This window comes from Candidatus Accumulibacter contiguus (assembly GCF_036625285.1).
GTDB classification, from domain to species: Bacteria; Pseudomonadota; Gammaproteobacteria; order Burkholderiales; family Rhodocyclaceae; genus Accumulibacter; species Accumulibacter contiguus.
In genome coordinates, this window is sequence record NZ_JAZKUC010000001.1 from 3,356,679 (window position 1) to 3,377,480 (window position 20,802).

The following is a 20,802-nucleotide window of genomic DNA, read 5'->3' on the forward strand; positions in this document are numbered from 1 at the left end:
CCAAACGGCAGCAACCATGGAAAATCAATGAACGAAAACGCTCAAACCCTGCTCGCGCAGGCCAAAAAAACCCTGCTCACACCCTATGGTCTTGACGTCGCAGACCTGACAAGGGTATTCGGCAAAATCATGGCGCACCGGGTCGATTATGCCGACCTCTATTTCCAGTACAGCCGCTCCGAGGCCTGGAGCCTCGAGGAAGGAATCGTCAAGGCCGGCAGTTTCAGCATCGACGAGGGCGTCGGCGTACGCGCCCTGTCGGGTGAGAAAACGGCTTTTGCCTACTCGGACGATATCAGCGTCCAGGCCCTCGGCGATGCGGCTGCGGCGGTTCGGGCGATTGCCACGGCCGGGCAGGAACGGCGAGTACCAGCGCTCAAGAGGAGCAGCGGGCATCGCCTGTACGTGCCGCAGGATCCGCTCGCTTCGCTCGACGCGGCCAGCAAGGTCAAGTTGCTCGAACGCCTGGAGGCACTGGCGCGCGCCGAGGACCCGCGAGTGACGCAGGTGATGGCGCATCTCGCCGGCGAATACGAGGTGGTCCTGGTTGCCGGTAGCGACGGCCGGCTGGCGGCCGACATTCGACCGCTGGTACGGGTCTCGCTGACGGTCATCGTCGAAGCAGCCGGCCAGCGCGAACAGGGATCGGCGGGTGGCGGCGGACGCACCGATTACGGCTTTTTCAGTGATGCCCTATTGCAGGGTTATGCACGCGAAGCCGTGCATCAGGCGGTGACCAATCTCGTCGCTCGCCCGGCGCCGGCGGGTACGATGACCGTTGTCCTGGGCTCCGGCTGGCCTGGCATCCTCCTGCACGAGGCAGTGGGGCATGGTCTGGAGGGTGATTTCAACCGCAAGGGCAGTTCGACCTTTGCCGGCCGCATCGGCAGCCGCGTTGCCTCTCCGGGAGTCACCGTCATCGATGACGGCACGATTGCCGAACGGCGTGGTTCGCTGAACATCGACGACGAAGGCAATCCAACGCAGCGTACGGTATTGATCGAAGACGGCATCCTCAAGGGCTACATGCAGGATAGTCTCAACGCCCGGCTGATGGGAGTTTCCCCGACGGGCAATGGTCGCCGCGAGTCGTTTGCGCACCTGCCACTGCCACGCATGACCAACACCACGATGTTGAATGGCGACAAGAGCGTCGAAGAAATCATCCAATCGGTCAAGAAGGGCATTTATGCGGTCAATTTCGGTGGTGGGCAGGTGGATATCACCAACGGCAAGTTTGTTTTCTCGATGTCCGAGGCCTACCTGATCGAAGACGGCAAGTTGGGCTCGCCGATCAAAGGGGCGACCCTGATCGGCAGCGGTCCGGAAGCGATGCATCAGGTGTCGATGATCGGCAACGACATGCGTCTCGATCCCGGCGTCGGAACTTGCGGCAAGGATGGGCAGAGCGTACCGGTGGGCGTCGGCCAGCCGACCCTGCGCATCGACGGCTTGACGGTCGGCGGGACAGCCTAGCCGAGGTTTAACCTGCCTAACCTTGCGCAGTGACCGGATCACTTCTGCTGCGCGAAAAAGGGTCAGGTTTCGTGAGCGTCAAGGGACTTTCACATTATTTTTTCCAGAGACATGTTTTCATATAGGAGATTGTGATAACATCTCCTATATGAATTCCCCGCTGCATATTCTCCTCACCACCACGCCCGAGCAAACGGCACGCCTGCAGGCTTTGCAGGTGGCGTTCGCCGAACTGTGCAATGCGCTGGCGCCGGTGGTGCAGCAGACCCGATGCTGGAACCGGGTGGCCCTGCACCACATCACCTACCACGACCTGCGTCAGCGTTTTCCTCAGGTGGGGTCGCAGATGGTCTGCAACGCGATCTATTCGGTCTCGCGTACATGCCGTCTGATCCTGCAACATCCCAATAGCCCGTTCAACGCCGCCGCTCATCCGGATCGCCCCTTGCCTCTACTGCAGTTTCTGCCGAGTGCCCCCGTCTATTTCGACCGGCATACCCTCAGCCTCAAGGATGGCCTGCTCTCCATGTACACCCTCGATGGTCGCATGCGTTTCCAGCTGACGCTGCAAGCGGAGGATGAGTTGCGTTTCCAGCGCGAGAAGCTGCGGGAGATCGTCCTGGCACGCACCCCGCAGGGATATCAGCTTTCCTTCTGGTTGGCGGCGCTTGACGCCGACGCGGAAAGACCGCTCGGCCTCGAAGCCGAGATGCCGGAATATGTGGTGGTGCACGCAAGCCAGTCGGAAGAAACTCCGGCGATCCAGCAAGCCACGGCGGTACTGCCGTGAGCACCGTTTCCTACCCAACAGTCATGACTTTTCCAGACCCCCCCGAACATGAAAGTCATGACCGTTTCCCTCACCCCCGGCCCCTCTCCCGCTTGCGGGAGAGGGGAGATTCGAGGGTCGCCAAGGCGACTTTTTCATTCACTGCTGATGAACCGGCCATTCGGCAGTTCCTGGCACTCCGAGAGAATCCTCATGACCCCTGCTGAAAGCCGCTCTGAACTCCGTGCAGCGATCCTCGAACTGCAGCCCTTTTTCAAGAAGGCTGCTTTTTTCAGCGTCTTCTGCACCTTGCTGATTCTGGCGCCCACTGGCTACATGCTCGAGGTGTACGACCGCGTCATCAACAGCCGCAATTCCAGTACCTTGCTGATGTTGACCCTGCTCGTGCTGTGGTTCTATGTGGTCATGGAGTTGCTCGAATGGGCGCGCGGCGGGGTCATGCATCAGGCCGGCCAGGCTCTCGACCGTAAGCTCCGGGAACGGGTGTTCAGCGCGATTTTCGAAGCCAACCTGCGCCGGATTCCCGGTGGCACCAGTCAGGCCTTGAACGACCTGCGCAGCATCCGCGAGTTCCTGACGACGCCAGCGCTCACGGCTCTCATGGACGCACCGGTTTCCCTGCTGTTCCTGATTCTGATCTATATGATCAGTCCGCTGCTCGGTTGGATCTCGGTGCTTGCTGCCCTCCTCCAGGTCTTTCTGACCTATCTCACCGAAAAAAACACCCAGCCTCCCCTGGTCGCAGCCCAAAAGGACGCCATCGCCGCCCAGAACTATGCAAATGGCACGCTGCGCAACGCGCAGGTGATCGAGGCGATGGGAATGCTGCGCAGCATCCATCAGCGCTGGATGAGCAAGCAGCGCAGCTTCCTGTGCCTGCAGGCAGAAGCCTCCGATCATGCGGGCGCCAATGCCGCGCTCTCCAAGATGCTGCAGACCACCCTTTCGGCCGCACTCCTCGGTCTTGGTGCCTGGCTGTCGGTCAGGGGAGAGCTGGCGGGTGGCAGCGGCATGATGATCGTCGCCTGGGTGCTGGGGCCGCGGGTACTGGCACCGCTGGTGCAGGTGGTCATGCTCTGGAAGAGCGTCGTCACTGCGCGGGACGCCTATCAACGGCTGGACAAGCTCCTGCAGGCCTTGCCCGAGCGCCAGAAAGGCATGCCCCTGCCAGCACCCAAGGGCCAGCTCGCGGTGGAAGGTTTGATCGCCTCGGCCCCTGGTGGTCAGGTGGCGATCATCCGCGGGGTTTCCTTCAGCGTCCCTGCTGGACAGATTCTGGCCATCGTCGGCCCTTCGGCGTCCGGAAAATCGACTCTGGCACGCCTGATGGTGGGCATCTGGCCGGCAGCGAACGGCAAGGTACGGCTCGATGGCGTCGATGTCCATCCCTGGAACAAGGAGGAGTTGGGGCCTCACATCGGTTACCTGCCGCAGGGCATCGAGCTTTTCGGTGGCTCTCTTGCCGAGAACATCGCGCGCTTCGGGGAGGTGGACATGGATCAGGTAGTGGCCGCAGCGCGAGCAGTGGGACTGCACGAGGCGATTCTGGCGCTGCCGGACGCTTACGAAACGCTCATCGGCGACGATGGTTGTTTTCTTTCCGGCGGCCAGCGTCAGCGCGTGGGGCTGGCACGCGCCATTTATGGCAACCCCAAATTCGTCGTGCTCGATGAACCGAATTCCAGCCTCGACGAGGCCGGCGAAGCGGCCCTGGTGAATACCTTGCTGGGGCTCAAGGCACAAGGCACCACCCTGATCGTCATCACCCATCGCACCAGTGTCCTGGCTGCTGCAGACCTGATGCTGGTGTTGCGCGATGGACAGGTACAGATCGCCGGGCCGCGTGACGAGGTGCTGGCGGCTCTGCACAAGGCGGCAGCGGCGCCGGCTGCCACACCTTCGGCTGGTCTTGCTGCCGCCCCCGCCGCGTAACGGTCCGCAAGCGACTTCCAGATTCATCTACGATCTACGGCTCACCATGAAAACACCTTCCTTTTTTCAGCGAAGCGAACTGACGGCCACCCTCTGGTCGTTCCGGCGAGAATTCCTGGTCGTCGGGATCTTCAGCCTGGTGATCAATCTGCTGATGCTGACTCCGACCATCTACATGCTGCAGGTCTATGACCGGTTCATGACCGGCCGCAACGAATCGACCTTGATTGTGGTCTCCCTGATTGTCCTGTTTCTGTTCGCCGTGATCGCCTTTGCCGAATGGTCGCGTTCTCGCCTGCTGGTTCGCCTGGGCGTGCGCCTGGACGAACGACTCAACAGCCGGGTGTTCAATGCCTGCTTCGAATCGCATCTCAATCAGAGTCGGGACAACCCGGTAGAGGCTTTTTCCAATCTCACCAACGTTCGCCAGTTCATTACCGGTAATGGCATCTTCGCCTTCTTCGACGCACCCTGGAGTCCGATTTACCTGCTGGTGCTGTTCCTGCTGCACCCCTCACTGGGCTTCCTTGCCCTGGTATTTGCCGGCATCCTGACCGGGGTGGCGGTCTTCAGCCACCGGGTGACCCAGGGCCCGACGCAGAAGACCTCGGAAGCCGGGGTCAAGGTGGCGGTGTATCTGCACAGCAAGTTGCGCAACGCCGAGGTCATCGAATCTCTGGGCATGCTGGGCAACCTGCGGCAACGCTGGCTGGGCCACCATCAACGGCATATGTCTCTGTATTCGGCATCACAGGATCGGCAGCGGCGCATCCAGGCCTTGAGCAAGTTCATCCGCTACAGCCAGCAATCCTTGATGCTGGGCGCTGGTGCCCTGCTGGTGATCAAGGGCGAACTGACCACCGGCGGCATGATTGCGGCGAATGTACTGATGAGCCGCTGCCTGCAACCGATCGATGGCATTGTCGGTAGCTGGACAGGCTGGCAATCGGCCCGCAAGGCCTTCGAAGCGCTGGAGTCCTTGCTGCGCGATCATCCCGAGCGGCCGGCCGGCCTGATCCACGAGGCGCTACGCGGCTCAGTGCGCATCGAGAACCTCGTGGCGACAGCGTCGAATCGTGCACAACCCATCCTCGCGGGGCTCACTGCCGAGTTTCCCGCGGGGGAAGTGATTGCCATCGTCGGCCCGTCCGGCTCCGGAAAATCCACCCTGGCACGTTGCCTGGTGGGTATCTGGCCGGAACTCCAGGGCCGGGTTCTGCTCGATGACAAAAACATCGAAAGCCTCGACCGGGAAGAACTGGGACCATTCCTTGGCTACCTTCCACAGGACGTCGAGCTTTTCGAAGGCAGCGTTGCGGAAAACATCGCCCGCTTCGGCGATATTGACTCGACCAAGGTCATCGAAGCCGCGCAAAGAACCGGCATTCATGACATGATCCTGCGCTTCCCGCGGGGCTACGACACGCCAATGGGTGAGGCCGGCAGCTTCCTTTCCGGAGGGCAGCGGCAACGCATCGGTCTGGCACGAGCGCTGTATGGCAATCCCAGCCTGATCGTACTCGACGAACCGAACGCCAATCTGGACGACGTAGGTGAAGCGGCGCTGATCCACGCGATACTGGATCTGAAGGCCCAGGGCAAGACGGTGATCTTCATTTCCCATCGCATGAACATTCTCGCCGTCGCCGACCGGATACTGGTTCTGGACAATGGTGTGATCCAGACGTATGGCACACGCCAGCAGGTGATGGCTGCTACGCAGCCGCGGACAGCCGTCCAGAGTGCTGGCGTTCTCACTCCTCAACCCGCTTAATTACTGATTCAGGACCATCGTTATGGCTATTCGCAATATGTTGAATCGTCTCCAGGGGCCCAAGGCCTTGCCCATGACCCTTGAAGGGGGAGCTGATCTGCCGATGGATACCGGCCATCCGATGCGTGTCGGTCTGTGGGTGCTCGGACTGGGCTTCGGTGGCTTCCTGCTGTGGGCTGCCCTGGCACCGCTGGACCAGGGTGTGCCGACCAGCGGGCAGGTGGTGGTGACCGGCAATCGCAAGACGGTGCAAAACCTCGCTCCAGGAATGGTCGACGCCATCCTGATCAAGGACGGTGACGAGGTCAAAGAGGGCGACGTTCTGCTTCGACTTGACCCGACACAGGCACGCTCGCAGTATGAGGTGGCGCGCGCCCAATGGTTGGTGGCGAAAGCCGTCGAAGCGCGACTGCTGGCCGATGTTCAGGGCCGTTCGGAGATCACTTTCCCCGAAGATCTGTTGAAGTACAAGGACGATCCGCGAGCGGCCAGTGCGATGGCCATTCAGACGCAGTTGCTGCGTTCCCGCCGCGCTGCCCTGCAGGCTGAACTTGGCGCCATGGAGAATACGCTGGCGGGCCTGCAGTCCTCTGCCACCGGCCTGGAGGCCACCCGGCGTGCCAAGGAACAGCAATCGAAGCTGCTGCTCGAGGAACTGAAGGGCCTGCGGGAGATGGCGGCAGAGGGCTACCTGCCACGCAACCGCCTGTCCGAGCAGGAACGGCTGCTGGCACAACTCGGTGGTGCGATCTCCGAGGATCTGGGAAATCTGGGGCGTACCCAGCGGAGTATCGGCGAAATCCGGATGCGCATGCTGGCGCGCCAGCAGGATTACCACAAGGAGGTCGAAAACGGACTGGCCGAGATCCAGAAAGAGGTCAGCGCGCTCGACAGCCGCCTCAAGGGACTTGCCTTCGACCTGGCCAATACGGAGGTCCGCGCCCCCAAGGAAGGCGTCATCGTTGGTCTGAAAGTGCATACCATCGGCGGTGTGCTGGCCTCGGGCACCCCTTTGATGGATGTAGTGCCAAAAAACGAACCATTGCGTATCGATGTCATGATTCCCACCACCTTGATCGACAAGGTCAAGCCGGGTTTACCGGTGGACATCATTTTCCCGGCTTTCAATCAGAAGGTGACGCCCAATATTCCGGGCAAGCTTGACCAGGTGGCCGCCGATGCGACGAACGATCCGCAGGGCAGAATGCCACCATACTACCTCGGGCAGGTGGTGGTGACCCCGGAAGGGATGAAGAAGCTGACGACGCACGAGATCAAGGCGGGAATGCCTGCCGAGGTGATCATCAAGACTGGTGAGAGGACACTGCTCAACTATATCGTCAAGCCGCTGCTGGATCGGGCGAAGCCCGCATTGACCGAGGAATGAGCATGAAAAAATGGACTGTCACGCTGACCGGCTGCGCGCTGGCGATGATGACTTCGGGGGTACTCGGCGCAGGCCTGCTGGACGCGTATCAGGCGGCTCGGCAAAACGATCCGACCTTCCGGGCGGCCCGCTACGAGCGGGACGCCGGCCAGTACAATTATGACATAGGTCTGGCAGGCCTGTTGCCGAATGTTTCGATTGCAGGCTCTTACTCGAAGACCACCGGAGATCGGTCGTCGACAGTGGTCAATGTGACCCAGCAGCTGGATTACCACTACACGTATACCACCATCGCTCTGCGGCAGCCACTGTTCAATTATGAGAGCTTCGTACGCTACCAGCAGGGCAGTGTCCAGGTCGCCTACAGCGATGCGGTGTTTGACCGGAAAGCGGCGGAAATGGCCGTCAAGGTCTCGGCCGCCTATTTTGATGCTTTGCTGGCCCTCGACAAACTGGCACTGGCTGATGCGGAAATCACGGCTTATGGTGCGCAGCGCCAGCTTGCCGAGCGCCGTCGGAAGGGTGGCGAAGGTACCGTGACCGAGGTTGCCGAAGCGGATGCCAGGCTTCAGCTTGCGCGCGCGAATCGCGCCGACGCACTCGATGGGGTCGCGGTGACGATGCGTAAACTCGAAGGCATGACCGGTACGCCAATGGGAGAACTCTGGATTCTGCGGCCGGATTTCATGCCGAATGGCGTACAGCCGAGCCAGCTTGACGAATGGAACGTGCTGGCACAGGAAAACAATCCGGAGATTCGCGCTCAGCGCAAGGCGTACGAGATGGCCAGCCTGGAAGTGAATCGCAATCGCGCCGGCCATCTACCGCAGGTCGACTTCGTTGCGCGTAACGTACGAACGGAGAATCAGACGGTCGACACGCTCAATCAGAAAATCAACACTAATTCTTTTGGCATAGAGCTCAATATTCCGCTGTTTGCGGGAGGCCGGGTCAATGCCCTGACCGGGCAGGCGGTGGCCAACCGCGAGCGTGCCCTGGCTGAACTGGATGCTACCGTGGACAATGTTCTGGTCGAGGTCAAGCGCCAGTTCATGGCGGTCGAGACGGGTGCCAGCAAGGTCAGAGCCTATCAGGAGGCGGTCAATTCCAGCGTGGTGGCAGCCGAGGGAACGAAGCGTGGAATGGCGGCCGGCATTCGGACCAATACCGATGTTCTCGACGCCGAACGTCAGATGTTCGTTGCCAAACGGGATCTCGCACAGGCCAGGTACCAGCTCCTGGTCAGTACGCTACAGTTGAAAACGTCAGCGGGTGTCCTGTCGGAAAAGGATATCGTCGAGATTGCGGGCTTGCTCCTGCCGCGCTAGCGACAGACCGATGCGCGCCGAACCTCTTGCCTCGGGGCCTGTGTCCGCTCCGACAGAGGGCGAATATTGCGCCGATGTCGTCGCTGTCGTGGTCACCCATAATCCGACGCAAAATACCCTGCTGACTGCGCTCGAGTCCGTGGCACGCCAGGTTTCCACCGTTGTCGTCGTCGACAACGCCTCGAAACCATCCCCCCAGGACTGGATCGGCAAGGCCAGTGTGAACTTCCGGGCCGATGTCGAAGTGCTGGTCCAGGCGGACAATCTCGGTTTGGGTGCTGGCTACAATGTCGGCCTGGATAAGGCACGCTCGCTTGGAGCAGCATTTGTGCTCCTGCTCGACCAGGACAGTGAGCTGGAATTCGGGACGGTCATGAAGCTTCGCGCCGCTCATTTCGACCTTGCCCAACGTGGCCTGATGGCGGCTGCGGTCGGGCCACGCTATCGCGACGCCAGCGATGCTTCGCTATCGCAATTTGTCCGAGCCCGTTGCTTCCGGTTCCAGCGCGTCGACTGCGGAGAGGACGGGGGGACTGTGGAAACGGATTTTCTGATTTCATCCGGCTCCCTGCTGCCCTTGGTAGCCGTCGAAGCCGTCGGGAAAATGGACGAGGAACTGTATATCGACCACGTCGATACCGAATGGTGTTTCCGAGCCCGCTCCCTGGGCTTCGGGATTTTCGGGGTGTGTGACGCCATCATGCGGCACTCGCTCGGCGAGCGAAGAGTGGCGATCTGGTTCCTGCGCTGGCGCAAGGTTCCGCTACATTCTCCGTTCCGCTATTACTATATCATTCGCAACAGCATTCTGCTTCGTCGTAGACCCTACATGCCGAAAAGATGGAGGCAAGCGGATCTGTCGCGATTATTCCAGATGCTCTTCTTCTTCGGCCTCTTGGCACCCAACCGCCTGGCAAATCTGCGCATGATGTGGTGCGGGCTGCGAGACGGCATGAAAGGTGTGGCGGGCAAGCTGAACTAACGGTCATGACTTTTCCACGCATCCCCGATCATGAAAGTCATGACCTTGTTCCACAACGCCTCTGGCGTTGATCACCATGAAGAAGTCCACCCACTCGCTTTCGCCGGCAATGCCCTGCAAGCGACGGAGGTTGCGCACGCGCTGGTGCTTGCCCAGGCGACTGCTGCCGATCCGCGCATCTGCAATGTCGATCAGGCCAAAACGCCGATCAGGCATGCACACCACGTTACCCAGGTGTAGCGAACGAAAATACACACCACTCTCATGCAAGCGAATCACGAAACGGGTGAAGGCGGTCTTCAGCTCTTGTTCGGTATCCGGATCCAGCCCTTCACGGCACATCTCACGCAGCGTCTTCCCGGGCAATGGTTGGTAGTGCACGGCATCGCGAGCAATCGAGGGGATTCGCAAGACATCGATGATCTCCGGCACGGGTACGTCCCGTTTGCGGAGCGCGGCGGCGTTGTCAGCAAAACGCTGGGCATACGGATACCAGGCCGCAGAGGACAACCACCGCTTTCGCCGAAAGAGCTTGAGCATCGTTCCGTCGGCCAGTCGCAGGACCTTTTCGCCAAATCCATCGGCTTCAATGACCGATGCCCCTGCACGCATTGCCAGATAGTCTTGCTGCTCGATTATTTTCAAGGCGCTGTCCTCATTCATGACTTTCATGATCGGGGGTGTCTGGAAAAGTCATGACCGTTAATGTGAAAGTCGCGTATGCGACTCACGAATCTCCCCTCCCCCCGCGCGGGGGAGGGGTCGGGGGAGAGGGAAACGGTCATGACTTTCATGATCGGGGGTGTCTGGAAAAGTCATGACCGTTAGAATGACGGCTTTGCGACAAGTGATCAGCCCATGAACTTCATCAAAGCCCTCAACTCGGCATGGCACGAAAACAATAGCCTGCTTTGCGTCGGTCTCGATCCCGACCCGGCGAGGTTCCCTGCACATTTGCAAAACCGGCCGGATGCCATTTTCGAGTTTTGTCGAGCCATCGTCGACGCTACCGCAGACCTGGTCTGCAGCTTCAAACCGCAGATCGCTTACTTTGCCGCGCGCCGGGCAGAAGAGCAACTCGAAGCACTGATCGATCACATTCATGTTCGGCATCCGAAGACCCCCGTGATCCTTGATGCTAAACGTGGCGATATCGGCAGCACCGCCGAGCAATACGCCATCGAGGCTTTCGAGCGCTTTCGGGCCGATGCCGTTACCATCAATCCGTACCTGGGGCGTGATTCGGTTGATCCTTATCTGGCGTATTGCGACAAGGGCATCATTCTCCTGTGTCGCACGTCCAATCCCGGCGGCAGTGATCTCCAGTTCCTCGATGTCGGCGGTGAAAAACTCTACGAAAGGGTTGCCCGTCTGGTCAGCAAGGAATGGAATACAAACGGCCAGTGCGCTCTGGTGGTCGGCGCCACCTTTCCCGGCGAAATCGCTCGGGTGCGAACCCTGACCGGTGACATGCCGCTGCTTGTTCCTGGCATTGGCGCGCAAGGCGGTGATATCGAAGCCACCGTACGCGCCGGCTGTACTGCCAGCGGCGGCCTGATCATCAATTCCTCGCGTGCCATCCTCTACGCCGGAAAAGGGGAAGACTACGCCAACGCAGCCCGCAGTGTCGCCGTGGCGACCCGCGACGCCATCAACCTTCACCGCTGATTACACGTCGATGTTTCGTGCGGCCAAGGCATTGGTTTCAATGAAGCTGCGGCGCGGCTCCACCAGCTCGCCCATCAAGGTACTGAAGATCTCATCGGCGCCGATCGCATCTTCAATCTGAACCTTGAGCAGACGGCGTACCTTCGGGTCCATGGTCGTCTCCCAGAGCTGCGCGGGATTCATTTCACCGAGACCCTTGTAACGCTGCTTGGTCACACTGCGTTCGACCTCGTTGAGCAACCACTGCATCGTTTCAGCGAAACTGCTGACCGTCTTCCGCTTTTCACCGCGGGCCACAAAACCACCGGCAGCAAAGAGCCCAGCGAGAATCTCTGCGGTTTTGCGAAGTTGTGCATAGTCACCGCTGACCAGCAGATCCTCGTCAATGACTCCGAGCTTGAGATTGCCGTGCAGTATTTTCTCGAGTCGTAGCTGCCAGCGTTCGTGGACAGTATCGTAACGCGCCACGATATTGATCCCCAACTTGCTGCCGACAGCTTTCATCAAGGCATTGGCGCTGGCCACAGCAGCGCTCTCGTCAGTCAGTTCGATCTTGAGATTGCCGTCGATCAGCGCATGCAGCACTTCCGGGTTGATCAGATGCGAGAGACGGTTGATGACGGCTTCGGCCAAGAGATATTCTCTTGCCAGCAGTTCCAGCGCGGCCCCGGAAATTTCCGGAGCACCCGCCTGTGGCGTCAGCACCGAACCCTCAAGGGCCAGGGTCAGCAGAAACTGCTTCAAGGCCTGATCGTCCTTGATATAGCGCTCGGTCTTGCCGTGCTTGACCTTGTATAGCGGTGGCTGGGCGATATAAATGTGACCACCTTCAACCAGTTCACGCATCTGTCGGTAGAAAAAGGTGAGCAGCAGCGTACGAATGTGCGCACCGTCGACGTCGGCATCGGTCATGATGATCAATCGGTGGTAACGCAATTTCTCCGGTTTGTATTCATCCTTGCCGATACCCGTACCAAGGGCGGTGATCAGGGTAACAATTTCCTGCGAGGAAATCAGCTTGTCGAAACGCGCTTTCTCGACATTCAGAATTTTTCCCTTGAGCGGTAGAATCGCCTGAAACTTGCGGTCCCGACCCTGTTTTGCGGAACCTCCGGCGGAATCCCCCTCGACCAGGTATAGCTCGCAAAGCGCCGGGTCTTTTTCCTGGCAATCCGCAAGCTTGCCAGGCAATCCAACGCCATCGAGCAGGCCCTTGCGGCGAGTCATCTCCCTGGCCCTGCGCGCCGCGTCGCGGGCGCGTGCCGCTTCAACGATCTTGCTGGTGATGACCTTCGCGTCGACCGGCCGCTCCTGCAGAAACTCGGCGAGTTTCGCCGTGACGACCTCTTCAACGGCTGGACGCGCTTCCGAGGAGACCAGCTTCATTTTTGTCTGCGAAGCAAACTTCGGGTCAGGCATTTTCACCGAAAGGACGCAGGCCAGCCCCTCGCGCATGTCATCCCCGCTGATGTCCACCTTGGCTTTCTTGGCGATTTCGTGCTCTTCGATATAACGGTTGATGACCCGCGTCATGGCGGCGCGCAGACCAGTCAAATGAGCGCCACCATCGGCCTGGGGAATGTTGTTGGTAAAGCAAAGCACCTGTTCAACATAGCTGTCGTTCCACTGCATGGCCACTTCGACGCTGATCAGGCCGTTGACGCTGAGCGAGTCGCCGCCAGCATGAAAAATATTCGGGTGCAGAACCGATTTCGTGCGATTGATGTACTCTACGAAGCCTTTGACGCCGCCCAGGAAGGCAAAATTCTCTTCCTTGCCGGTGCGCTGGTCGTTCAGACGAATCTTCACGCCATTATTCAGAAACGAAAGCTCGCGCAAGCGTTTGGCAATGATCTCGTAATGAAATTCGACCTGTCCAAAAATCTCCTCGTCGGCCATGAAGTGCAATTCCGTGCCGCGCTTCTCGGTATTGCCGACCACCTTGAGCGGCGATACCTCGACTCCCTTCTGGACTTCGATCAGACGATCGACGAGCGCTCCCCGATTGAATTCCAAAAAGTACTTCTTGTGCTCACGGCGGATAGTCAGGCGGAGCCATCGGGAAAGCGCGTTGACGCAGGAAACACCGACCCCATGCAGACCGCCGGACACCTTGTAAGAATTCTGGTTGAACTTGCCGCCGGCGTGCAGCACGCACATCACGATTTCGGCTGCTGACCGTTTCGGCTCATGCTTGTCGTCGAACTTGATGCCGGTCGGAATACCGCGGCCATTGTCGCTGACGGATATCGAATTGTCGGCGTGAATGGTGATCACAATATCGTCACAATGACCTGCCAAGGCCTCGTCGATGGCGTTATCGACCACTTCAAACACCATATGGTGCAAACCGGTGCCGTCGGAAGTATCACCGATATACATCCCGGGGCGCTTGCGAACCGCCTCCAGACCTTCGAGTTGCTGAATGCTCGATTCGTCGTAGGCAAACTGCTCGTTCTCTTCAATCATTCTGAATCCAGTATCTCTTTCCTGTTAAACCTTTTAACCCGCGGTGGCTGCCAAGGTGCTCGAATTGCACTCAGATTCGCATGGGCATGACCACATACTTGAAGGACTCGTTGCCGGGGATGGTCAGTAAGGCACTTGAATTGGCGTCGTTGAAACCCCACTCGATGGTCTCGTCCGAACTGTTGTTCAGGACATCGAGGAGATAGGAAACATTGAAACCGACATCGAGCGGCTCACCGTTGTAATCGACTTCGATCTCTTCCTGCGCTTCTTCCTGCTCGGCATTGGCAGCCATGATCTTCAGGCTGCCCTCCGACAGGATGAGGCGAACACCGCGAAATTTTTCGTTGGTCAGAATGGCTGCCCTGATCATCGACTGCAACAGCGCCATGCGATTCACCGCCACGACGTTGCGCTGGGTCGCTGGAATGACCCGCTGATAGTCCGGGAATTTGCCATCAATCAGTTTCGACACCAGATTGATCTGGCCGAACTGGAAGCGAATCTGCGTCGCCATGATATCGATCGATACCGGCTCGTCGGAATCCGCCAGCAGACGACTGAGTTCAATCACCGTCTTGCGTGGCAGGATCAGTTCCTGCCGCGTTGCACCCTCCTCGACCAGAGCGCCCGCCGTGTCTTCGAGAGGCATGCTGGCGTAGGCAAGCCGATGGCCATCGGTAGCCACCGCACGCATTTCACTGGCTTCAACGAGCAGCAGTAGCCCGTTCAGATAGTAGCGGACATCCTGGCTTGCCATCGAATACTGGGTCTGCGCGAGCAAATGGCGAAACTGCTTCTGACTCACGGAAAATTTCTTGATCTCCCCCGCCGACAGAGCCATGCAGGGAAAATCCTCGGCAGGCAGGGTCTGCAGATTGAAACGGCTCTTTCCCGCTCTCACCTGCATCCGCCGGCCCTCAAGAATGAGGCTGACTTCCGCGCTTTCCGGCAAGGAGCGCAGGATCTCCTGCAACTTTCTCGCCGCAACGGTGACTGCCCCATCACCGTCACCACTGAGGTCAGCAGTGGAAGTGGTGATCTGGATCTCGATGTCCGTCGCCAGAAGTGTCAACACCCCTCCCTTTTTTTCGAGCAGTACGTTCGAAAGAATCGGCAACGTGTGACGTCTTTCCACAATCCCGGAAACAGCCTGCAGGGGTGCCAGCAGGACGTCTCGCCGTGTTTTGGTAAGAAGCATATATATAGATCCTATAAAGACTATGGTCCGGACAAGTCTGTTGATACGTACTTATTTTTTATGTAATTCAATATATTAGCTACTAATTAACGGCTGTAGAAAGTCGGTATGTGCTTGTGGGTACAATGGGGTAACTTATCCACAGGCCCGTTTCGGGCATCTTGTCCACTCTTTGTCAGCCACTTTTCCACGGACTTTTCCTGGCGGCCCATCAGCCCTTCAGCACCTGCAGGAGAACATGCACATCATGGTTGAGCTCGTTGTCCTTGGTGCGCAGATCATCGATGGTCCGTACGGCATGCAGGACGGTCGTGTGATCACGGCCACCGAAGGCATCCCCGATGGACGGATAGCTCTGAGAAGTCAGATTCTTGGCCAGCCACATGGCGATCTGACGTGGACGAACGATCACCCGCGTCCTCTTCTTCGAGAACAGGTCGGCCACTTTCAACTTGAAATACTCTGCTACCGTCTTCTGGATGCTGTCGACAGTGATCTGGCGGTTCACCGAACCAATCACATCCTTCAGCGCCTCCTTGGCCAGATCCAGAGTAATTCCCTGCCCGTGAAACGCGGAGTAAGCGAGCACCTTCTTCAGGGCACCCTCAAGTTCCCGAACATTGGAGCGCAAGTGTTTGGCCACATAGAAGGCCACCTCGTCATCCAGCACCACTCCTTCCGCTTCCGCTTTCTTCTTCAGAATGGCCACCCGCATTTCCGTTTCCGGGGGTTCTATCTGGACCGTCAGGCCCCAGTCGAAACGGGTGATCAGCCGATCCTCGAGCCCGGAAATATTCTTCGGGTAGGTATCGGAACTGATCACGATCTGCTTTCTGGCTTCACTCAGGGCATTGAATACGTAGAAAAATTCTTCCTGTGTCCGGTTTTTGCCATTGAAGAAATGGACATCATCGAGCAGCAGGACGTCCAGCGAACGATAGTAGCGTTTGAATACATCGAAGGACTTCTGCTGGTAGGCGCGAACGACATCTGAATAGTAATCCTCGGCATGGACATAACGCACCACCTTTTCCGGATCGAGTTCCACAATCCGATTGCCGATTGCGTGGATGAGGTGTGTCTTGCCCAGACCGGCACCGCCATAGATGAACAGCGGGTTATATGTGGCTTCCCCAGGACTGATGGAGACTTGTCGGGCAGCCGCCCGAGCGAGGTCGTTGGCCTTGCCGACGACCAGGTTGTCAAAGGTGAAGGTGGCGATCAGCCGGGTTTTCTCGTAACCCGATCGGTCCTTTTCCACCGGCGAGGTTTTCCTGGACGTTGTCGTTACCGCAGCCGCAGTTCCCGCCGGCGGTGTCTTGCCTGTCGGTCCGGAACTGTCATTCCCTGTGACTGCAGTACGTTCTCCCAGGTTCAGGGTGATGTTCACTGGCGTGGAATAGTACTCACTTGCCAGTGCTTCGATGCGCGCCAGATAACGCTCCTTGACCCACTTGAGGATGAAACCATTCGGTGCCAGCAGACGCAAGCCACGTGCGATGTCGTCGTCACCTTCAAGACGAAGGGGGCGGATCCAGGTATTGAATTGCTGAGGAGGAAGTTCCTGTTCGAACTGGCTCAGACAGGAAGACCAGAAACTACTCATTGAGGCTCATGCAGCGTAATCCTGAAGTGATGCGGTAGCAGCAACCGCTCCCGATGATTGGCGTCTTTTTAGAATCAACAAGATGGATGGTGTCTCTGCCGGGAAGTTGCGGCAGGGGCGGGCCTGACTGGTGAGACCTGATGCTGCCCGGCCAGACGTGGCAGTTCTTGCCCAACTCGCTGAAGGCTAAATTCTAACCGGTTGGATGGAAGTTATCCACAGCTCCAGTAAAAATATGGTCTTGACAATCCTCTATGGGAAGCTGTCTAATGTTATGTTTTTCTTGCTTTGACTTCAAAGGTTTAACCATGAAACGTACCTATCAACCGTCGGTCGTTCGCCGCAAGCGTACACACGGCTTCCTCGTTCGTATGTCTACCCGTGGTGGTCGTGCCGTAATCAAGGCTCGTCGTGCCAAAGGTCGCCACCGCCTGGCAGTTTGAGCGGCAGGCCCTCTACCGCTGGTAATCCTGCAGTATCCGCCGCCGCTTTTCCGAAGCACTATCGCTTGATCAAAACGGATGAGTATTCATCCGTTTTTGGTTTCAGAAAGGCGCTGAAGAGCCGGCATTTCCTGCTACATTACCGCCCGCGTAGCGCTGAAGAATCCCCCGGAGCGCGGCTTGGCCTGGTCGTCGCCAAGCGCTTCCTGCGCCGCTCGGTGGATCGAAACCTTGTCCGAAGACTGGCCAGAGAGCAGTTCCGCCTGATGCGTTCCCGGCTTCGCTCAAACGATTTCGTGCTTCGCCTGGCGGCCAAACCATCAGCTCTTGACCGGCAAGCCATGGCGCAGGAAATCCAGGGTTTGTTGAGCAAGGCCACTTCATCTCGACCATGATCCGATGAAACCAATGCTGCTTGCGCTGATACGCTTCTACCGATATGCGGTCAGCCCGATGCTCGGCCGCCGTTGCCGCTTTTTTCCAAGCTGTTCCGAGTACGCAACCGAAGCTGTGGAAAGATACGGCGCCAGCCAGGGGGGGCGCCTCGCCCTGCACCGACTCTGCCGCTGTCATCCGTGGAATCCTGGTGGATTTGACCCCGTACCCTGAACAACATTCGAATCGTATAGGGCCTTCATGGATAACCGACGCCTGCTCCTCCTCATCATCTTCTCGTTTTCCTTGGTCATGCTCTGGGATGCCTGGCAGAAGTACAGCCAGCCGAAGGCTGTATCTCCAGCCGCTGTCAGTTCAGCCGAAGCGCCCGCGCCACAGCCTTCGGTGAACCTGCATGCGCCCCTTCCGGCGGCACCCGCCGCCGTGGCAAGCGCTGACAAGTCGGAAACCGTCATGGTCCGAACCGACCTGTTTGTCGCCGAGGTTGCCAAGCAGGGGGGCGATCTCGTTCGCCTCGAGTTCAACGCCTACAAGGACAGCCAGAACAAGACCAAGGACTTCGCCCTTCTTGAGGCCAAGCACCAGTATCTTGCCCAGAGTGGTTTGATCGGCGAGAGCCTGCCGAACCACAAAACGCTCTTCTCGACTGCTTCCGGCAACAGGGAACTCGCCGGTGACGCAAAGACCGTCGAGCTGCGCCTCGAAGCACCGGTGAGCAACGGTGTCAAGGTCACAAAAATCTATACGTTTACACGCGGCAGCTATCTGATCAACGTCACCCATGAGATCGAGAATGGTGGCGAGAAGGAAATCGCCGCGCACGCGTATTACCAGTTGCAGCGTGACATCAATGCACCCGAAGGCGAGAGTTCGATGGTCTCGACTTTTACCGGTCCGGCGGTGTATACCGAGCAGGAAAAATACCAGAAGGTCGCTTTTGCCGACATCGAAAAAGGCAAGGCCAAGTTCATCAGCAAGGCCGACAATGGCTGGATTGCGATGGTTCAGCACTATTTTGTCGCCGCCTGGATTCCTGAAGCAGGTCTGCCGCGCGAATTCTACATGCGCAAGCTCGAAAACAGCATCCATCCGGCGGTGTCGGCAGGGGTCATCGTACCGGCACCGGTCGCTGCGCCTGGCGCCAAGGTCGCCATTTCAGTGCCCATCTATGCCGGACCGCAGATTCAGGTCATACTTGATCAGTTGGCCAAGCCCAAGGACGAAGGCGGCATCGGAGCGCAGGGTCTGCCACTGGTGGTCGATTACGGTTGGTTGACCGTCATTGCTGCACCGATCTTCTGGTGTCTGGAAGCCATCCACAAAGTGGTTGGCAACTGGGGTTGGGCGATCGTCCTGCTGACCGTCGCCATCAAACTCCTGTTTTTTCCGCTCTCGGCGGCCAGTTACAAGTCAATGGCCAAAATGCGAACGGTCACACCGCGCCTGACCGCCCTCAAGGAACGTTATGGGGACGATCGGCAGAAGCTCAACCAGGAGATGATGGCACTCTACAAGCGTGAAAAAATCAATCCTCTGGGAGGATGCCTGCCGATCGCGGTGCAGATTCCCGTGTTCATCGCGCTGTACTGGGCCTTGCTTGGTGCCGTTGAAATCCGGGACGCGCCGTGGATCCTGTGGATCAGTGATTTGTCCGCGGCCGACCCCTACTATGTGCTGCCAGTGATCATGGTGGTCACGATGCTGATCCAGACCAAGCTCAATCCTACACCGCCCGATCCCATCCAGGCCAAGGTGATGATGATGATGCCGTTCATCTTTGGTGCGATGTTCTTCTTCTTTCCGGCAGGTCTGGTGCTTTACTGGGTGGTCAATAACCTCCTGTCTATCGCCCAGCAATGGCAGATCACAAGGATGATCGAGAGTGGCGGAAAAGCCGCCAACGACAGCAAGGTCTGAGTCGGGCAAGGCTCCGATAGCCGCCATCGCGACTGCTGCCGGTCGTGGTGGTATCGGTATCATCCGCGTCTCGGGCGCAAGCCTCATCGATTTCGCCGAAGCATTGAGCGGCAAACGACCAGCCGCCCGGTTTGCCACTCTCGGCGACTTCAAGGCTGCTGATGGCTGCGTCATCGACAGCGGGCTGCTTCTGTATTTTCCTGCACCGCATTCGTTTACCGGCGAGGATGTTCTCGAAGTGCATGCTCATGGTGGTCCGGTGGTCATGCAGATGTTGCTCATGCGCTGCCTGGAACTCGGAGCACGTCTGGCGGAACCAGGCGAGTTCACCCGCCTTGCCTACCTCAACGGCAAACTCGATCTGGCACAGGCCGAGGCGGTCATCGACCTGATCGACGCCGCGACAAGCGCTGCCGCACGCAGCGCCGTACGTTCGCTGCAGGGCGAGTTTTCGAAGGAAGTGAATCAGCTCCTCGGGCAGTTGATCGAACTGCGCTCACTGGTTGAAGCCACCCTCGATTTCCCTGATGAAGAAGTCGACTTTCTCGAAGCAGCCGATGCCTTTGGGCGCCTTGATCGCTTGCAACAGTGCCTCGGCAAGATCTTCGACCGCGCACGACAAGGCTGTCTGTTGCAGGGGGGGTTGCACGTAGTACTCGTTGGCCAGCCGAATGTAGGCAAGTCCAGCCTCCTGAATCGCCTTGTCGGCGACGAGCTGGCGATCGTCACCCCACTTCCCGGTACCACCCGTGACCTGGTCCGCAGCACCCTGCAGCTTGAAGGGATTCCGCTGCATGTGATCGACACAGCAGGCCTGCGCGAGACCGAAGACCAGATCGAGAAGATCGGCATTGAACGTACCTGGCGCGAGATCGAGCGTGCCGATGTCGTCGTCTTGCTGGTGGATGCCCGTACCGGTGCTGGCGAAGCCGAACGATCGATTGTCGCGCAACTCCCTGTTCACCTTGCCCGACTGACCGTGTACAACAAGATCGATCTCGCGTCGCGTGCGGCTGCACGTCATGAAGAAGCCGATGCCGTGGCGATCGCGCTGTGCGCCAAAACCGGCGAGGGCGTCGAGCTGTTACGCCAGGAGTTGTTGCGCATCGTCGGCTGGCACCCTGCCGAAGATGTCTTCATCGCCCGCGAACGCCATTTGCATGCACTCTCCGAAACTTGCTGCCATATGGACGCGGCACGCGAGCAATTGCCAAGGCTGGAACTTTTCGCCGAAGAACTCAGGCTGGCGCAGTTGGCGCTGAGCACGATCACTGGCGAGTTCAGCACCGATGATCTGCTGGGGGAGATCTTCGGGCGCTTCTGTATTGGAAAATAGCGAGACTGCCGGAGCGTTCCGCAACATACCACTAACCAATTGAAAGACCGTGTAAAATCGGGTTTTTTGTTCTGCTATTGGCTTGCCTGTTCCGCAC

17 protein-coding genes are annotated in these 20,802 nt (G+C 58.6%); 13 read left to right on the forward strand and 4 right to left on the reverse strand.

Annotation, left to right across the window (positions count from 1 at the left end; genetic code table 11):
- Positions 1-27 precede the first annotated feature (27 nt).
- The 7 genes from tldD (at position 28) to V5B59_RS16020 (ending at position 9,669) form a co-directional block, all read left to right on the forward strand.
- On the forward strand, positions 28-1,476 hold the full coding sequence (gene tldD, locus V5B59_RS15990; RefSeq protein ID WP_169070321.1) for a metalloprotease TldD: 1,449 nt from the start codon (positions 28-30) through the stop codon (positions 1,474-1,476).
- A 148-nt stretch (positions 1,477-1,624) separates the two neighbouring features.
- Positions 1,625-2,266 (forward strand): hypothetical protein, encoded by a 642-nt coding sequence (locus V5B59_RS15995; RefSeq protein WP_169070320.1) that lies wholly within the window; start codon positions 1,625-1,627, stop codon positions 2,264-2,266.
- 192 nt (positions 2,267-2,458) lie between these two features.
- Complete coding sequence (locus V5B59_RS16000; RefSeq protein WP_332352031.1) at positions 2,459-4,198, forward strand: type I secretion system permease/ATPase; 1,740 nt, start codon at positions 2,459-2,461, stop codon at positions 4,196-4,198.
- A 46-nt stretch (positions 4,199-4,244) separates the two neighbouring features.
- Positions 4,245-5,972 carry a type I secretion system permease/ATPase gene (locus V5B59_RS16005; protein WP_034919930.1) on the forward strand — a complete coding sequence of 576 codons (1,728 nt, stop codon included), beginning with the start codon at positions 4,245-4,247 and terminating at the stop codon, positions 5,970-5,972.
- A 37-nt stretch (positions 5,973-6,009) separates the two neighbouring features.
- Complete coding sequence (locus V5B59_RS16010) at positions 6,010-7,359, forward strand: HlyD family type I secretion periplasmic adaptor subunit (RefSeq protein WP_034919932.1); 1,350 nt, start codon at positions 6,010-6,012, stop codon at positions 7,357-7,359.
- Positions 7,360-7,361: 2 nt separating this feature from the next.
- Entirely contained in the window at positions 7,362-8,687 is a 1,326-nt protein-coding gene (locus V5B59_RS16015) for a TolC family outer membrane protein (RefSeq protein ID WP_169070318.1), read from the forward strand.
- Between the two features lie 10 nt (positions 8,688-8,697).
- Positions 8,698-9,669, forward strand: a complete 972-nt coding sequence (locus V5B59_RS16020) for a glycosyltransferase family 2 protein (protein WP_332352032.1) — start codon at positions 8,698-8,700, stop codon at positions 9,667-9,669.
- A gap of 3 nt (positions 9,670-9,672) precedes the next feature.
- On the opposite strand, the gene V5B59_RS16025 is transcribed toward V5B59_RS16020, so the two are convergent.
- Complete coding sequence (locus V5B59_RS16025; protein ID WP_332352033.1) at positions 9,673-10,314, reverse strand: toluene tolerance protein; 642 nt, start codon at positions 10,312-10,314, stop codon at positions 9,673-9,675.
- Positions 10,315-10,527: 213 nt separating this feature from the next.
- On the opposite strand from V5B59_RS16025, the gene pyrF reads away from it, so the two are divergent.
- Positions 10,528-11,337 (forward strand): orotidine-5'-phosphate decarboxylase, encoded by an 810-nt coding sequence (gene pyrF / locus V5B59_RS16030; RefSeq protein WP_034919915.1) that lies wholly within the window; start codon positions 10,528-10,530, stop codon positions 11,335-11,337.
- On the opposite strand, the gene gyrB is transcribed toward pyrF, so the two are convergent.
- From gyrB to dnaA, 3 genes are all read right to left on the reverse strand, one after another.
- On the reverse strand, positions 11,338-13,806 hold the full coding sequence (gene gyrB / locus V5B59_RS16035; RefSeq protein WP_034919917.1) for a DNA topoisomerase (ATP-hydrolyzing) subunit B: 2,469 nt from the start codon (positions 13,804-13,806) through the stop codon (positions 11,338-11,340).
- Positions 13,807-13,876: 70 nt separating this feature from the next.
- Positions 13,877-15,007 carry a DNA polymerase III subunit beta gene (dnaN, locus tag V5B59_RS16040; protein ID WP_034919919.1) on the reverse strand — a complete coding sequence of 377 codons (1,131 nt, stop codon included), beginning with the start codon at positions 15,005-15,007 and terminating at the stop codon, positions 13,877-13,879.
- A 211-nt stretch (positions 15,008-15,218) separates the two neighbouring features.
- Entirely contained in the window at positions 15,219-16,613 is a 1,395-nt protein-coding gene (gene dnaA / locus V5B59_RS16045) for a chromosomal replication initiator protein DnaA (RefSeq protein WP_034919920.1), read from the reverse strand.
- A 308-nt stretch (positions 16,614-16,921) separates the two neighbouring features.
- Here dnaA and rpmH point away from each other — a divergent pair, with 308 nt between their 5' ends.
- The 5 genes from rpmH to mnmE are packed head-to-tail and all read left to right on the forward strand — an operon-like array spanning position 16,922 to position 20,705.
- The gene (rpmH, locus tag V5B59_RS16050; protein ID WP_169070315.1) at positions 16,922-17,056 is read left to right on the forward strand and encodes a 50S ribosomal protein L34; all 135 of its coding nucleotides are present in this window, start codon (positions 16,922-16,924) and stop codon (positions 17,054-17,056) included.
- Positions 17,053-17,451, forward strand: coding sequence for a ribonuclease P protein component (rnpA, locus tag V5B59_RS16055; RefSeq protein WP_034919922.1), 399 nt, complete (start codon positions 17,053-17,055; stop codon positions 17,449-17,451). The genes rpmH and rnpA overlap by 4 nt, the downstream gene beginning before the upstream one ends.
- Before the next feature lie 4 nt (positions 17,452-17,455).
- A complete protein-coding gene (gene yidD, locus V5B59_RS16060) occupies positions 17,456-17,665 on the forward strand; it encodes a membrane protein insertion efficiency factor YidD (protein ID WP_169070314.1) in 210 nt (69 codons plus the stop codon).
- A 27-nt stretch (positions 17,666-17,692) separates the two neighbouring features.
- Complete coding sequence (gene yidC / locus V5B59_RS16065) at positions 17,693-19,369, forward strand: membrane protein insertase YidC (RefSeq protein WP_034919925.1); 1,677 nt, start codon at positions 17,693-17,695, stop codon at positions 19,367-19,369.
- A complete protein-coding gene (gene mnmE / locus V5B59_RS16070) occupies positions 19,335-20,705 on the forward strand; it encodes a tRNA uridine-5-carboxymethylaminomethyl(34) synthesis GTPase MnmE (protein ID WP_169070313.1) in 1,371 nt (456 codons plus the stop codon). Before yidC ends, mnmE begins: the two co-directional genes overlap by 35 nt.
- The last annotated feature ends 97 nt before the right edge of the window (positions 20,706-20,802 follow it).